Source organism: Runella zeae DSM 19591, from assembly GCF_000423565.1.
Lineage (GTDB): Bacteria > Bacteroidota > Bacteroidia > Cytophagales > Spirosomataceae > Runella > Runella zeae.
In genome coordinates, this window is the sequence record NZ_AUIF01000032.1 from 38,580 (window position 1) to 53,622 (window position 15,043).

Annotated in this window: 12 protein-coding genes; 5 read left to right on the top strand and 7 right to left on the bottom strand. The window is 42.6% G+C overall.

The features are described 5' to 3' along the window. Positions 1-44 precede the first annotated feature (44 nt). Positions 45-1,502 carry an META domain-containing protein gene (locus G563_RS0108455; protein ID WP_051210829.1) on the bottom strand — a complete coding sequence of 486 codons (1,458 nt, stop codon included), beginning with the start codon at positions 1,500-1,502 and terminating at the stop codon, positions 45-47. 141 nt (positions 1,503-1,643) lie between these two features. Between G563_RS0108455 and G563_RS0108460 the strand changes: the two genes are divergently transcribed. After that, positions 1,644-3,431 (top strand): AMP-dependent synthetase/ligase, encoded by a 1,788-nt coding sequence (locus G563_RS0108460; protein WP_229598461.1) that lies wholly within the window; start codon positions 1,644-1,646, stop codon positions 3,429-3,431. 11 nt (positions 3,432-3,442) lie between these two features. Here G563_RS0108460 and G563_RS34015 read toward each other — a convergent pair whose 3' ends face one another. The 6 genes from G563_RS34015 to ffh form a co-directional block, all read right to left on the bottom strand. After that, the gene (locus G563_RS34015; protein ID WP_051210830.1) at positions 3,443-6,553 is read right to left on the bottom strand and encodes a ligand-binding sensor domain-containing protein; all 3,111 of its coding nucleotides are present in this window, start codon (positions 6,551-6,553) and stop codon (positions 3,443-3,445) included. 71 nt (positions 6,554-6,624) lie between these two features. Then, a complete protein-coding gene (locus G563_RS0108470) occupies positions 6,625-7,593 on the bottom strand; it encodes a glycoside hydrolase family 43 protein (RefSeq protein WP_037326217.1) in 969 nt (322 codons plus the stop codon). Between the two features lie 93 nt (positions 7,594-7,686). Continuing rightward, on the bottom strand, positions 7,687-8,595 hold the full coding sequence (locus G563_RS0108475; protein WP_028664951.1) for a S66 peptidase family protein: 909 nt from the start codon (positions 8,593-8,595) through the stop codon (positions 7,687-7,689). Positions 8,596-8,619: 24 nt separating this feature from the next. Then, positions 8,620-9,159: an NADH-quinone oxidoreductase subunit J family protein gene (locus G563_RS0108480; RefSeq protein WP_037326240.1), complete on the bottom strand. Its 540-nt coding sequence runs from the start codon at positions 9,157-9,159 to the stop codon at positions 8,620-8,622. Positions 9,160-9,168: 9 nt separating this feature from the next. After that, entirely contained in the window at positions 9,169-9,657 is a 489-nt protein-coding gene (locus G563_RS0108485; protein ID WP_084650805.1) for a hypothetical protein, read from the bottom strand. A gap of 32 nt (positions 9,658-9,689) precedes the next feature. Next, positions 9,690-11,003, bottom strand: a complete 1,314-nt coding sequence (ffh, locus tag G563_RS0108490; protein WP_028664954.1) for a signal recognition particle protein — start codon at positions 11,001-11,003, stop codon at positions 9,690-9,692. A 146-nt stretch (positions 11,004-11,149) separates the two neighbouring features. On the opposite strand from ffh, the gene G563_RS0108495 reads away from it, so the two are divergent. The 4 genes from G563_RS0108495 to G563_RS0108515 all read left to right on the top strand — a co-directional run bounded on the left by G563_RS0108495 (position 11,150) and on the right by G563_RS0108515 (position 15,011). Then, on the top strand, positions 11,150-13,321 hold the full coding sequence (locus tag G563_RS0108495) for a T9SS type A sorting domain-containing protein (protein WP_084650806.1): 2,172 nt from the start codon (positions 11,150-11,152) through the stop codon (positions 13,319-13,321). Positions 13,322-13,471: 150 nt separating this feature from the next. Next, positions 13,472-13,840: an NADH-quinone oxidoreductase subunit A gene (locus G563_RS0108505; RefSeq protein WP_028664956.1), complete on the top strand. Its 369-nt coding sequence runs from the start codon at positions 13,472-13,474 to the stop codon at positions 13,838-13,840. A gap of 48 nt (positions 13,841-13,888) precedes the next feature. Beyond that, the gene (locus G563_RS0108510; RefSeq protein WP_028664957.1) at positions 13,889-14,434 is read left to right on the top strand and encodes an NADH-quinone oxidoreductase subunit B; all 546 of its coding nucleotides are present in this window, start codon (positions 13,889-13,891) and stop codon (positions 14,432-14,434) included. A gap of 76 nt (positions 14,435-14,510) precedes the next feature. Beyond that, positions 14,511-15,011 (top strand): NADH-quinone oxidoreductase subunit C, encoded by a 501-nt coding sequence (locus G563_RS0108515; protein ID WP_028664958.1) that lies wholly within the window; start codon positions 14,511-14,513, stop codon positions 15,009-15,011. Positions 15,012-15,043 lie beyond the last annotated feature (32 nt).

Here is a 15,043-nt window from a genome sequence, read left to right on the forward strand (position 1 = left end):
TCGGGGGTTTGAATGCTGCTACTCTATACCATAATCACGGAAGTTTATTTTTTCTCAAAACGCATTAGGGCAATATCATCCTTGAATAAGGTCAGCCATTTGCCCTCAACGATACCATAGGAAGTTACCTTTTGGAGCGTTTCTACAAATAAGCTTTCGCCTTGGCCTGGACAAAACATCTTGGTCATTGCCAGAGGTGCGGTAAAGTTGATTTTGGAGCCGCTCGTATTTAATTTACCCGCAAAACGGTTACACCCTGCATATCCGCTTATTTGGTTATTTTTCACATCAAACACAATAGACGGTTTTTTATCAGGGTAGAGGCCTGCGAGCGTTTCGGAAGTATTCAAATAAGTTAACTCCCACATACCTTCTAAAAACGAAGCCGTTGTTTCGGTTTCATTGCTTATCGCCAACTTTTCTACTAAATACAAGTAAGGTTGGTGGAAATGATGTACAAAAACCTTTTCTTGACTATCGGGGTAAAGTTTAAAATACTCTTCATCGGCCTTTAGCACAATCGTATTGCCAGTACGGACATAATGATTGCTATGATAGTATGTAGGAGACACAAAGCCAGAGATATTTTTCTTTACAATGCTAGACGCCATTTTACCCAAATACTTTTGATAATTTTTTTGAGCTTTGAGTGTAGGTTTGTTTAGTTGATTATAGGCATGTTTGAGAGCAAGATTTTTAGGAAATTTTTGTTTTTTTATAATGCTTTTAGCATTTATGAATGGATTGGTCCTATTAAAATCTGACAATGTTTGAATTGAAATAGGTACTTCTGGCACCCAATCGGCAGTATTGACTACATTGTAAGCCCAACCATTTTGGGTCAATGATTCGTATTCATAAGCAAAAAACAAATTACCAGGCTTTGGCCCCGCACTACAGTAAGTTTTAAAACGAATATCTGCTGGAATCGTTTGTTGTTTTTGGAGGCTATACAAATACGCAGTCAATAAAAAAGCAATAGCTCCTCCTTGGCTATGCCCCATAATAATGACATCTTTTACCCCTTTTTGATAACATGAGTCTACTTTCAATAAAATATCTTTTGCCAGAATTGCGGTACTGATGAGCCAACCAATATGTACTGCGGCTTGAGGATTAGCCGACAACTCATATTTAAAAGTCTCATTTTTATTTAATTGCAACTCCCCTTTGGCAGGCACCATAGCAGCATAAAAATTAGCTAACCAACTCACTTCATTTGCCGTAGTACCACGGATACTTAGCACAGCAATAGGCTTTGATTTGTGTGTCCACAAATCCCAAGTGTTGTCGAGACCTACCACTGGCGACCGATAGACCGACTGGTAGTTTTCGGGAGCAGGCACAGACGCTACGTAAGAAGGGGCACCAAACCGAGCTGAGATTTTCATCATTTCTATGTATTCGGCTTTATCAAATCCAGGTTTAAGATACTGTCCTTTTACGACCTCAATGCCTACAAAAAGCAATAAAACCCCCACAAAAGAATACCTCGTCATCATAAGAAAAGTAGTTTAAAGAATCTTTTTCAAAGATAACCCATTTTTGAAATTTGCATAATTCAAATCACTTTTATACTTTTCCCTGATTCGAGGAGCTAGTTTCTGACAAATACATAGCTTTCGAATCTTAGCTCACTATTTATGCCTCTTCCGATGATAGAATCTTCTGCTACACGCGTATTCGATATACTGACTCTCAACGTCAGACCTAGCCAAAAGTCCAACGCTTTAGCCTGCAAAAGGCAAGGCGAATGGATTACTTTTTCGTCTGACGAATTTTGTAACCAAGTCGATAAAGTCAGCTTAGGATTACTCAAAATGGGGGTCGAGGCTGGCGACCGTATCGCAATCGTCTCCGATGGCCGCCCCGAATGGAATATCATTGACTTTGGGATTCAGCAAGTGGGAGGAGTGTCGGTACCTATCTACCCTACCCTTACGCTCGAAGATTTTGAATATATTTTTCACGAAGCAGAAGTCAAGTTTGTTTTTGTGGGAGATGGCAGCCTCTTCCGCAAACTCATCGATGTAGTAGCTACCGCGCCCACGGTCGAAGAAATGTTTACGTTTGATACCGTCAAAAGTGCTAAACATTGGTCATCCGTTACGGCTTTGGCCCAAGACGCTGATTTGGGTTTATTACAAAAACGAAAGTCCGCTATCAATAGTGAAGATTTGTTGAGCATTATTTACACTTCCGGCACCACAGGCAACCCAAAGGGCGTCATGCTTACGCACCGAAATTTGTTGAGCAATGTCGAAGAAGGCTGCAAGTTGATTGCTTTTCCGCACGAAGCACGGGCGTTGAGTTTTTTACCCCTCAATCACGTTTTTGAACGGATGGTACAATACGTATATCTCAAATCAGGCATTTCGATTTATTATGCCGAAAGCGTGGCTACTATTGCCGAAAACCTCAAAGAGGTACAGCCTACGGTGCTATCGACCGTACCCCGTTTGCTCGAAAAAGTATATGACAAAATCATCGCCAAAGGATACGAACAGCCCCGAATCGCGCGAAATATTTTCTTATGGGCTTTGGAATTGGGGTTACAATTTGACCCTGCTCATGACAAAGGATGGTGGTACAACACTCAGCTCAATTTGGCGCGTAAGCTTGTTTTTAGTAAATGGAAAGATGCATTGGGCGGTAAGTTAGAGATGATTGTAGCGGGTGCGGCAGCTACTCCACCTCGTATTGCACGGGTGTTTTGGGCCGCCGACATTCCGGTTTGTGAAGGTTATGGGCTCACCGAAACCTCGCCCGTTATCTCGTTCAACCGCCTCTTTCCACAGCCCCAAGTCCGTATCGGTACAGTAGGGTTGGTGATTGATGGCGTAGAAGTAAAACTGGCCGACGATGGCGAAATTTTGGTCAAAGGCCCCAATGTCATGAAAGGATATTATCTCAAACCTGAGCTCACCGCCGAAGTAATATCTTCAGATGGGTGGTTTCACACGGGCGATATTGGCGAATGGATAGACGGAAAGTTTCTGAAAATCACGGATCGCAAAAAAGAGATGTTTAAAACCTCAGCGGGCAAATACGTGGCTCCCCAAGCGGTAGAATCTACCCTAAAAGAGTCGTTTTTTATCGAACAAGCGGTAGTAGTAGGCGACGGACAAAAATACGCTGCGGCCTTAATCGTCCCTTCTTTTGATGCCCTCAAAGAGTTTTGTAGGGTCGAAAACATCACTTACACTTCCGATGCCGAAATCCTCAAAAACGACAAAGTAAAAACCAAACTCCGCGCCGAAGTAGAAGTGGCCAACCGCGATTTGCCTCCTTATGAACGAATCAAAAAATATCATTTGTTGCCACAAGCGTTTTCGGTAGAAAATGGCGAACTCACTCCTACGCTCAAGCCCAAGCGTAGAATCATCCAAACCAAGTATGCGGCCGAAATCAAAGGTTTGTTTGAAGGATAAAACTAAATATCCTATATTTTAAAACGAGTACGGAAAAGCGCAATCCACTCTTCAAAATCGGGCAGGGGCAAATAAGGGAATTTGGGATAAAGAGGAATCTCAATAAAAACGGCATTGCCCTCCCCTACTTTGGGAGTCCAGACGATTTGCCCACGCAATACGGCCACCCGCGATTCGATATTGCCGATTCCTAAACCCTGTATGGCACGGCTATATTCGAAACCTTTGCCATCATCGAAATAGTCAAAATGAATCACATCATCATCTTCATCTTGATGAACTCGGATGGTGATTTTGCTTGCTTCGGCATGTTTGAGGGTGTTGTTCATCAATTCTTGGGTGATGCGATACAAGCCCGTTTCTATTTCGGCGGGCAGTCTTTCGGGGAGCAATGATGCGTCAAGCTCCACCTCTACGACCCCCGAATGTCTGATTTTTTTGGCAAGTTCTTCTACGGCAGCAGCATATCCGTATTGTTCTAGCATTCTGGGACTTAGCTCCCGAAGCATTCGCCGAATATCCACAATAGAATCATTGATAATCTCCAAGGTCTTTTTCTTCAACTCTTGCCCTTCTGGTTTTTTGGAAAGGTATTTGGTAAGCGACGAAGCGTATAGCTTGAGCGTCGCAAGCCTTGCCCCTACCTCGTCGTGCAAATCTTGCGCGATTTGGCGCCGCTCTTGTTCCTGCGCGTCCAACGCAATTTTCAGGCGTTCTTGTTCTTTTTGTTTTAATCTTATAAGGCGGTTTTTGCCCGTGATAAAAGCCACATAACCAAACAACCCTGTGCAAAAAATATAAAACCACCACGTGCGCCAAAAAGGTGGCTCTATGGAAATATACAATCTTTTTTGTTCGTCACTCCATACGCCGTCTCGGTTGGCAGCCATTACTTTAAACACATATTTACCCGGATCTAAATTGGCATAACGTACATAATTGCGGTCGTTGCTGTAGACCCAATCGGGGTCTTGTCCTTCCAACCTATACCGATACTCATTGCGGCCATTGCTATAAAAATCAATCGCTGCAAACTCCAATGAAAAAGTATTCTCATCGTGATTGAGGCGCACCATATCGGTTTCATTGATTTGTTTTCCAGTAAAATAAGGTGCTTCATTTACCTTAAAATCATAAAAATGAATACGGGGTCTAAAAGAGATTTTTGGTAAACGCTCAGGATAAAAACTATTGAAGCCCTTCACCCCACCAAAATAGATTTCTCCGTCGTGGGTAGTCGCAAAAGCATTGCCATTGTATTCATAGCCCTGAATGCCGTCAGCAAGGTCAAAGTTTCGAAATTCACGCGTTTTTTGATCAAATTGCGATATACCATGATTAGTACTAAGCCAGACTTGACGTTCTTTATCAATCACCACCCCATACACATAAGAGTTTCGGAGGCCATTGCGATGGTTATAAAAATGATAACTGCGGGTACCAGGGTCTAGCTCTATCAATCCTTTTTCACTCCCTATCCAGAGCTTATGGCTTACGGTATCTTCTCTTATCACATTGATATTGAAGTATTTCATCCCATAATACACCTGCTTCCAGCGACGATTTTTGTATTTGAATCCATACAAACCTTCAAAATACGCCGCCATCCAAATAGTACTGTCCTTGGCTTGAAAGACCGAAAAAACATTCTTGTTTTCCAAAATCGAAGGCCTTTCAAAGTGTTCATTTTTGGGATTAAAAATCCAAGGCCCTAGCGGGGTTCCTAAGAAAATTCGCCCATCTGACAATTCCAGCATGTTGCGAGTATAATTGTTTCGGGAGGGATTTTTGTCAAATTGAAAAAGCTTAAATGTCTTTTCCTTAGCATCAAAGCGCATAAGACCACCGTAAGTGCCCACCCACATTTGTTGGTGCTTATCTCTCAAAAATGATTTAATGAAGTTGACGGAGGGTAAAGTGGGAGAAGATGATTTACTCAAGTATCGCTCCAGAATGATACGTGTTTTGGGATGGTACACCGCCACACCTCCCTCTGTACCAATCCACATATTACCATCAGGGGCTTGAATCATGCATCGCACCGAAAAATTATCCAGCTTTTTGTTGGCTGGAATACTCGGCGAATCAGTCACTTTCTTTAGTACAGAAGCATTGGGAATGATTTTGAGAAGGCCATCGGGATCTACATTGGCCCAAATGATTCCTCGATTATCAATATAAATACGCGTAATTTCGTAATTGTCAAGGCTACGAGGAGTGACAAAGGGCAACACTAAAGTTTTGAGCTTGTACGTTTTTTTGCTAAAGGTCCAGAAGCCATTGCGCTGAGTACCAATCCATAAGTTATCATTGAAACCCTCTGCAATACTATACACGGCCCCCAATGATTGACCATAGGCATTTTTCTCAAAAAACTGAAACTCCCGACAAGTATAGTCGAGGCGTATCAGCCCTTCCAATGATCCTAACCAAACTTGGTTTTGAGCATCTACATACAAGCAGATGATATTGAGAGGATAACCAAGTTCATTTTCAGGTACATCACTAAAATAATAATGGTATTTTTTTTCTTTGATATCATACCTTGCCACTCCTTTGGCACCTATCATCCACACATCGCCTTTGGGGGTGCGGGTAGTCCAATCGATATAATCAAAGTCTTGGGTAATAAATACTTTCGGAGCGACTTTCCGGTGTTTTTGAGTACGAAAATGATACGAAAAAATACCTTCTCCTTCTCGTATGTACCAGAGTTCTTCTCGGTCGCAATAAAAAGGGGCTGTTCGTTTTTTTATTCCTTTTTGGGTATCATCTACCACCAACCTAAAGCGGTCAGTGGCTCTTTCGTAGCAGTTGAGTCCTTCTTCGGTTCCGAGCCAAATATTACCTTGTCGGTCTTCTATTAATCCCGCAATATTGACCCCTTGCAAGGCATAAGGATTGCTAATGTCTGTTTTATATACTTTGAAAGTATGCCCGTCGTATCTGTTTACCCCATCTTGAGTCCCAAACCACATAAAACCCCGCGAGTCTTTGAGCATATGGTAAGGTGACCCCTGCGACAGACCCTTTTCTACCCCAATATGCTCTAGGCGGTAGTCTTGGGCCTGTAGCCATGTATTGACCCCAAAAGCTAATATGAAGACAATGAGTTTGTACAAAAGATGAGTAAAATTTTAGCCCAACTTATTCATTCCCGTTAAGTAATGAAAGCAAGTTACGGAAAAAAATATTACTTGCCTATGGTATGTTTTTTTACTCCTTCGTTGGTGATTATGACGGGTTTGATAAAACCATTTTCATTAAAAAACATTTGGTCAATACAAGTCACCCGCGAATTACCGTCGGTTTGTCCTAGTGGACGGCGGTGGTATACGATATACCAAGCGTCGTCTTTTGGATGATGAATCACCGAATGATGCCCCGCTCCCGTGGCTACTTTGGGATCTTGTTGGAGAATTTTACCTACCCTTTTGAAAGGCCCAAAAGGAGAATCAGCAATGGCATAGGCTACGCTATAGTTGGGTCCAGTCCAGCCACCTTCTGACCACATAAAATAATATTTGCCATTTTTGGTAAACATAAAAGGCCCTTCTACGTAGTTTTCTGGCGTAATCTCTTTGAAAATAGTACCGTCTTCAAAAGGCACAAAACCCGTAAAATCATCTTTGAGTTTGGCGATATTGCAATGACGCCACCCGCCATATATCAAATAATACTGGTTTTTGTCTTTAAAAACAAACTGGTCAATCGGCTGTGCGCCATTGTGAAACTTATCAATCAATGGTTTTTTTAGATAATCTTGATAAGGGCCTTCGGGGCGATTGGCCACTGCCACTCCTATTCCTCCTACTTCTTTGTCATTTTGAATGTCATTTGCGCCAAAAAACAAATAATATTTACCGCCTTTTTCGATAATAGAAGGTGCCCACATCGCTCTCTTAGCCCATTTGACGCGGGCCGTATCCAAGATATTGGCGTGCTTGGTCCAGTGCACCAAATCGGGCGAAGAAAAAGCATCAAAAAATACTTGCTTGTTGTAAGGAGCAGAGAAGGTAGGATATATCCAATACTTTTTACCAAAAACGATACCCTCAGGGTCGGCATACCAACCTTCAAAGACAGGATTTCCTGATTTTTCTTGCGCCTGAACACACCTTCCTCCTATCAAGAGGACGATAATTAAGAAGTAGTTTTTCATAAATTATATGAATAGTTAACAATAAAAGCAATTGATAATGAGGAGATAACTAAGAATTAAGAAAATTTTCTCCCGTGCCTTTAAACAAGAATTTTAATGAAAATAAAAAAGCTGTACACCTTCATGAGTCACTGACAATTGCGCCTGACGCCCCACCACCATAGCACGATTGTCGGCTACGTGACCAACTGGAAAATCAAAGCAAACCGGATAATCATAAGGTGCCACATATTCGGCAATAATTTCGTATGCTTCCTTGCCAAATTTAATGGTTTCATTGTCTTTTAAGTCCGTAAACTGTCCCACTACCAACCCAGCCAATTGTGATAATTTGCCAGCCCTTTGGAGCTGCACCATCATTCGGTCAAGATTATAGTAGTATTCTTCTACGTCTTCCAAAAACATGATTTTTCCACGGGTATCAAGTTCTGAACGAGAACCCATTAAATGGGCCAAAAGGCATAAATTTCCTCCCACTACTTGCCCACTGGCACTTCCAAATCGATTAAAATCGTGCCTCAGTGCCTCATAATGAAGCCCTTCACCCCATAAAGCTTTTCGGAGGCTTTCGAGAGCATCAGCTCCGCCCTGTTGCCCGAATAGTTTGGGCATTGTAGCGTGTAAACTCTCAAATCCTAGCTTATGAAGATGGGCATGAATTGCCGTAATGTCACTAAAGCCGACCACCCATTTAGGGTGTTTTTTAAAGTTTCGGAAATTAAGTTTATCAATGATTTTTGAACTACCATAACCTCCTCGTGCCGAAAAAATCGCCTTAATACGGGGATTATCAAGCATCTGCTGAAAATCTTGCCGACGCTCTTCATCCGTTCCCGAAAATTGATAATAGCTTGTGTGAAGCGTTTTCCCTTCTATCACTTCTAGTTTCCAATCTTCCCGTAAAATCCGTAAGCCTTCGGTCAAAGTTGCGTAAGACACTTGGCTTGCCAAGGCCAGCACGCCTACGCAATCACCCGTTTGCAAAAAAGGAGGTCTAATCACTGCTTAATCAATAATAGTTAAGTATCAATTGTGTTTTTCTTTTTGAACTGCCAAATAAGCCGCCCCTACCAAAGCCACCAAAAGCAATATTCCAGCCACTTCAAAAGCCCACACGTGGGTAGTCATAAGATGCATCCCGATACCCCGTAATGAAGAACGATTAGGATACGGCTCGGTAGGCAAATAAGAACCAATAATCAAAAACTGAGCATGAAAAATAACCCAAAATAACACCCCAAAAATACCCACGGCAATCATCACCCCCCAAAATCGGTTGAGGTGCTTGGTAAGGACAAAATTCACTTTTTGATTATCGGCCCGTTCGGCACGATGGGTAAGCATAATTCCAAAAATCAAAAGTACTAATACCCCTCCTACATAGATGAGGATTTGGGTAATGGCCAAAAAATCCGCCCCTGCCAACACATAAAGTGCCGCTACTCCCAGCAGCCCTACAAAAAGACAAAGCGCTGCATACATTACATTGCGTGTCAGCAAGATAGCAAGCGAGGCTCCAATTGCCAACGCCGAAAACCCGAAAAAAGCAATTTCTGCAAGTGTCATAATCATCAATTACTTTTGACCAAAGGTGTATATCACCCCAAAATTACTTTTCAAAATTCCGGAATCTAATTTTCGTTGGACATAGGGAGCCAATTCAAACGCGACTCTCACTTGTGGTACACTTTTGAAAGGAGCCACGCGGGTTCCTATATTGAGCTGATACCCTTCTACTAGATTGTTGGTTTGGTTGGCCAATACCCCAATAAAATTAAACCTCACCCCACCCCCTAAATACAATTGAAAGCTTTCCTTTTGTTTGAGATTTACCATTGGTAAAACCTCAGTACTCAAGCTTCCAAAAAGGGTATTGGTCTGTAAACGAAAATCGAGCCAAACAGGCCGATAGGGGTTGGTACTTACCGACAGTAGGCCACTCCAAGGATAGTATCCTACTGATTGGGCTTGGGTTTTGCTACCAACAAAAACCATTATTATAAAAAGCCCCGACCAAATGCGCTTTTGACCGGGGAAAAGATTTTTAACTTCTATCTTGAGCATCCTTTCAAATCTTTTATGAGAGAGTAGATTGCTTAGCGTATTTTTAGTTTACCAGCTTTCTCCATGGTATTCATCTTTTTCATCATTTTACGCATTTCATCAAACTGTTTGATGAGGTTATTGACTTGCTGTAAAGATGTTCCACTTCCGGCAGCAATGCGTTTTTTGCGACTATTATCAATCAGGTCAGGAGTGGCTCGTTCTTTAGGTGTCATCGAATGAATAATCGCTTCGATAGGCTTGAATGAATCATTGTCAATATCCAAATCTTTCATGGCAGACCCCATACCCGGAATCATCCCTAGTAAGTCTTTGACATTTCCCATTTTTTTGATTTGCTGAAGCTGCCCCAAGAAGTCATCAAAGTCAAACTTATTTTGCCGCATTTTGGCATTGATCCGTTTGGCTTCATCTTCGTCAAATGCTTGCTGAGCACGCTCTACCAACGAAAGCACGTCGCCCATTCCCAAAATCCGACTTGCCATCCTGTCGGGATAGAAGCTATCAAGTGCTTCCATTTTCTCGCCCGTTGAAATAAACTTAATCGGTTTATCTACAATCTGACGAATCGAAAGGGCCGCACCACCGCGAGCATCACCGTCCAACTTGGTCAATACCACCCCGTCAAAATTCAGGCGGTCGTTGAATGTCTTGGCAGTATTGACGGCATCTTGCCCCGTCATCGAGTCTACCACAAACAAGATTTCGCTAGGTTTGATAGAAGTCTTGATGTTTTCGACTTCTTTCATCATCACCTCATCCACCGCCAAACGACCCGCTGTATCGACAATCACAATTTTCTTACCCGTTTTTTTGGCGTGGGCTACGGCATTTTGGGCAATTTCTACGGCATTTTTATTTTCAGGCTCGGCGTATACGTCCACGCCGATTTGAGTACCCAATACTTTTAACTGGTCAATCGCCGCAGGACGGTAAATATCACAAGCTGCCAACAACACTTGGCGTCCTTGTCGCTTAAGCATATTAGCGAGTTTACCTGAGAAAGTGGTCTTACCCGAACCTTGCAAACCTGCGATAAGAATAACAGCCGGCTCTCCTTTGATATTGATGCCTTCGGCTTGTCCTCCCATAAGCTCTGTGAGCTCTTCATGGACAATCTTCACAAACATTTGCCCAGGCTCCACCGCAATCAGAATCTTCTGGTCAAGGGCTTTATCTTTTATTTTATCCGTAATTTCTTTAGCAACTTTGAAGTTAACATCGGCATCTACCAGCGCTCTTCGCACTTCCTTGGTTGTAGCAGCAACGTTGATATCTGTGATGCGATCTTTCCCTTTAAGAGTCCGAATCGCTTTGTTCAATTTGTCTTGTAAGCTTTCAAACATAATCTAATACTAGTAAAATGAGGGGACAAATTTAGTGAATGATGCGCTCAAAGCATAATAACTTTAATATCCTGTGTGAAAAGTACTGTTATAATTTTAAATTTGCGCGATAAAACCACAAGTAACCAGAAAAGTCAAACAAGATTATGAAGCAAAAAACAACTACCTATTGGTGCTGTTTGTATGTGATTCTGAGTGTATTTTTATCGGTAGGTACGTTGAGGGCTCAAATCAAGATTACATTTCCAGTAGAGCGAGCCATCTTTCAGCGTGACAATGCAAACCAAGCTACTATTTCGGTTGGCGGGTATTATACAGAAGGAGTAGACCGTGTAGAAGCTCGTCTTGTGCCTGTATTACCTGCTCAAGGACAAGCTACCGATTGGACCGTGATTCAGCAAAATCCTCAAGGGGGTGTTTTTTTGGGTAGCCTCACAGGCCGCGGCGGATGGTACACTTTAGAAGTACGCGCTTTTTTTAGTAATAATCAAATCGCAACTGATAGAATAGCCCGAGTAGGGATAGGAGAAGTTTTTTTGGTAGCAGGTCAATCCAATGCCCAAGGCTTTTTCGGTTTTGGTGCCACAGGTGCTACCGAAGACCGTGTCAATACTGTGACTTGGGACAATCAAAACTCAAACAATACCAATAATCCTACTTTATCATTTGCCCAGCTTACCGCCGAGACGCTCATTGGCCCTCGTGGACGTAGCGCGTGGTGTTGGGGACCTCTAGGTGATTTATTAGCAAGAAAGCTCAACGTGCCCATTCTTTTTATGAATGCCGCGTGGTTTGATACTTCTACCCAAAACTGGTTGGATGCAGCACAAGGCAAGCCCGTTCAAAATAGATTAGGCGAAAACCTGCCCGCTGGTATGCCTTATGCTAACCTCAAAGCCTCTTTGCAATACTATGGTTCAATCCTAGGACTAAGAGCGGTGCTTTGGCTTCAAGGTGAAAACGACGCCGCCGCTCGCGTAAACAAAGAAGCTTATCAAAATTCTCTCCAAGGTTTAATCAATGTAGCTCGTATTGAGCAAGGGGAGGTATTGTCGTCGCTTCCGTGGGTATTTGCCCGTACTTCTCGCTATGCCATCAACGGCGTGTCTTTGGTATCACAGGCTATTATAGATGGCCAAAATGCCGTTATTAATATTCCTTTCAATAAAAGCTACGGTGGCCCTTATACAGACAATATTCAGGTACCCAGACCTGCTACAAACCCAGTAAATGGACAAGAAGACGGGGTGCATTTTCAGGGACAAGGTCTGGTAGATTTGGCCCGTGCTTGGGACAACTCTTTGCCTCCTAGCTTTTTTGCTACAGTTGTACCAGTAAAACCGCGTTCTGTAGTTCCAATAACCGTAACTTGCAATACCCTGGGGGTAAGTATTAATCTAAGAGCGGCGGATGGTTTTGCATCTTATCGTTGGAGCAATGGCCAAACTACCCAAACTATCACCGTGACTGGCCAAGGTACTTATCAAGCGACCATGAAAGACAACGCTGGTAATACTTACCTCACTCCTACGTTGGTCATCAATGATCCAAGTGTACAGGTAGCTAATCCCGTAATTTCGCCTAGCGGAGAACAAATCATCTGTGCCGACTCTTCTATTACTTTGTCGGTCAATGTTTCGACTGCCAATATCGTACGATGGAGCAATGGTTTCGTAGGACGGACTATTTCTGTCCGAAATCCGGGAAATTATACCGCCACAGTTAGCAATATTTATGGATGTAGTGCTGCTGCCGCCTCGGCCCCAGTCACCATCAAGACAATCAATATCAAAGCGCCTACGGTATTTCAATCAGGTCCCTATAGCGTACAGGCAGTTCCTGATAGCACTATATTTTCTTTTACTGATACCAAAGTCTCAAACATTACTTGGGAGTGGATGCAAGGGGGGCGCGTCTTGCCCTTCAAAGAATCAGCAATCAAAGCAACCACAATTAGTACTTATAATACCCGCTCACGCGTCACTTTTGAGGCTCAATCGGGGGGAAGCTTGCGCACCTGCTTGTCTCCTTTTTCAAATACAGTAGAATATCGGCCAACAGGCACCACAGATGATGGGCTAATTTTATATCCCAATCCTACTCGTAGCAGAAAAATTGCGGTCGAAACGCTTGAAGATTTAAAGGACGTAGAAATCACAATAGTAGGGCTTACGGGGCAGGTAGTATATCGTAAAGTAATGCCTAACCTCAATATTCGCCAAGAAATTGACCTTTCAGGACTAAATGAGGGAGCGTATATTTTCAAAGTAAAATCGGCCACCCTCAATCAGGCCAAAAGAATTTTGATTGATAAATGATATTTTTTGGGCTTCTGCTTCGTGCAGAAGCCTTTCTTGCTAATTTTGCGGTGTCATTTCAAAACCATATGCCAAACATTTGGTTAGATGAGGTGACAGTAGTAATTTTGGGTACTAGAGTAAATCTACATCAACCAACCTCCTAACAGAATGAATTATCAACCCGCCGATTATTTGCCAATTCTTATTCAACTTGGCTTGGCATTGGCTTTTATAGTGGGCACGATGCTTGTTACCCACTCTATTGGTCCAAAACGCAATAGTAAACAAAAAGACGACCCATTTGAGTGTGGTATCGAGGTAAAAGGTGATGCTCGCACACCTATTTCTATCAAATACTTTTTGGTAGCTATTCTTTTTGTACTTTTTGACGTAGAGGTTATCTTTATGTATCCTTGGGCGGTCAATTTCCTTAAACTAGGCGTATTTGGATTTGTAGAGATGATTGTGTTTATGGGCTTGTTGTTATCAGGCTTTTATTACATCATTCGCAAAGGGGTGTTGGAGTGGGAAAAATAAGGCGCTGCTGAGATTCCCACTAAAAACAATTATTTACCAAGAGAAATCATGACAACTGACGTAAAAATAGTAGAAGCTCCAGACGGCTACCAAGGCTCTGGCTTTTTTGCCACTTCATTTGACAAAGTAGTAGGTTTGGCACGTAGCCATTCGTTGTGGCCTTTGCCTTTCGCAACCTCTTGCTGTGGAATCGAGTTTATGTCGACTATGGCAGCACGCTATGACTTAGCGCGTTTTGGTTCTGAGCGCCCTAGTTTTTCTCCCCGCCAAGCAGATATGCTTTTGGTAGCAGGTACTATCGCAAAAAAAATGGCCCCGGTTTTGAAGCAAGTTTATCTTCAAATGGCCGAGCCTCGCTGGGTAGTTGCGATTGGAGCTTGTGCTTCAAGCGGTGGTATTTTTGATACTTATAGCGTACTTCAAGGTATTGACCGCGTGATTCCGGTAGATGTATATGTACCCGGCTGTCCACCACGTCCTGAGCAAATTCTCGAGGGTATTTTGCAAGTTAGAGAACTAACTCACAACGAATCGTTGCGTCGTCGCAATTCGTCTGAGTACCAAGCCTTGTTGGCCTCTTACAACATTCAATAATGAACGTTAATCGTTGTTTGTCAACAACTTACTAGGATTTCCTACTGAGTTTACTACAACAGCACCTCTCATCCATATGCTAACGAACCAATCTGTAGCCGAAGAGATTGTAAAAAAGTTTGGTGATGATGTATTTGATTTCGAAGAGCCCTTCGGAATGCTTACCTTCACCACTACTCGCGAGCAGATTATTCCTTTGTTGGAATATCTAAAATCGCATCCTCAGTTCAATATCAATTTTTTAACAGATATTACCGCTATTCACTATCCTGATGCCGTAGGACAAGAGTTTTGTGTGGTGTATCATACCCATAGCTTCATTAACAACTTTCGTATCCGTATAAAAGTATACCTTCCTGATGCGGATGTACACATTTCTACTGCTATAGGGTTGTGGGCTTCAGCCAACTGGATGGAAAGAGAAACCTTTGACTTGTTTGGAATTATCTTTGATGGCCACCCCAATTTGAAGCGTATTCTTAATATGGAAGAAATGGATTATCACCCCATGCGCAAAGAATACCCGCTCGAAGATCCTACTCGTCAGGACAAAATCGATGCTTTGTTTGGAAGATAATGTATCCCGTTTGAGCATGATAAGAATGTAGG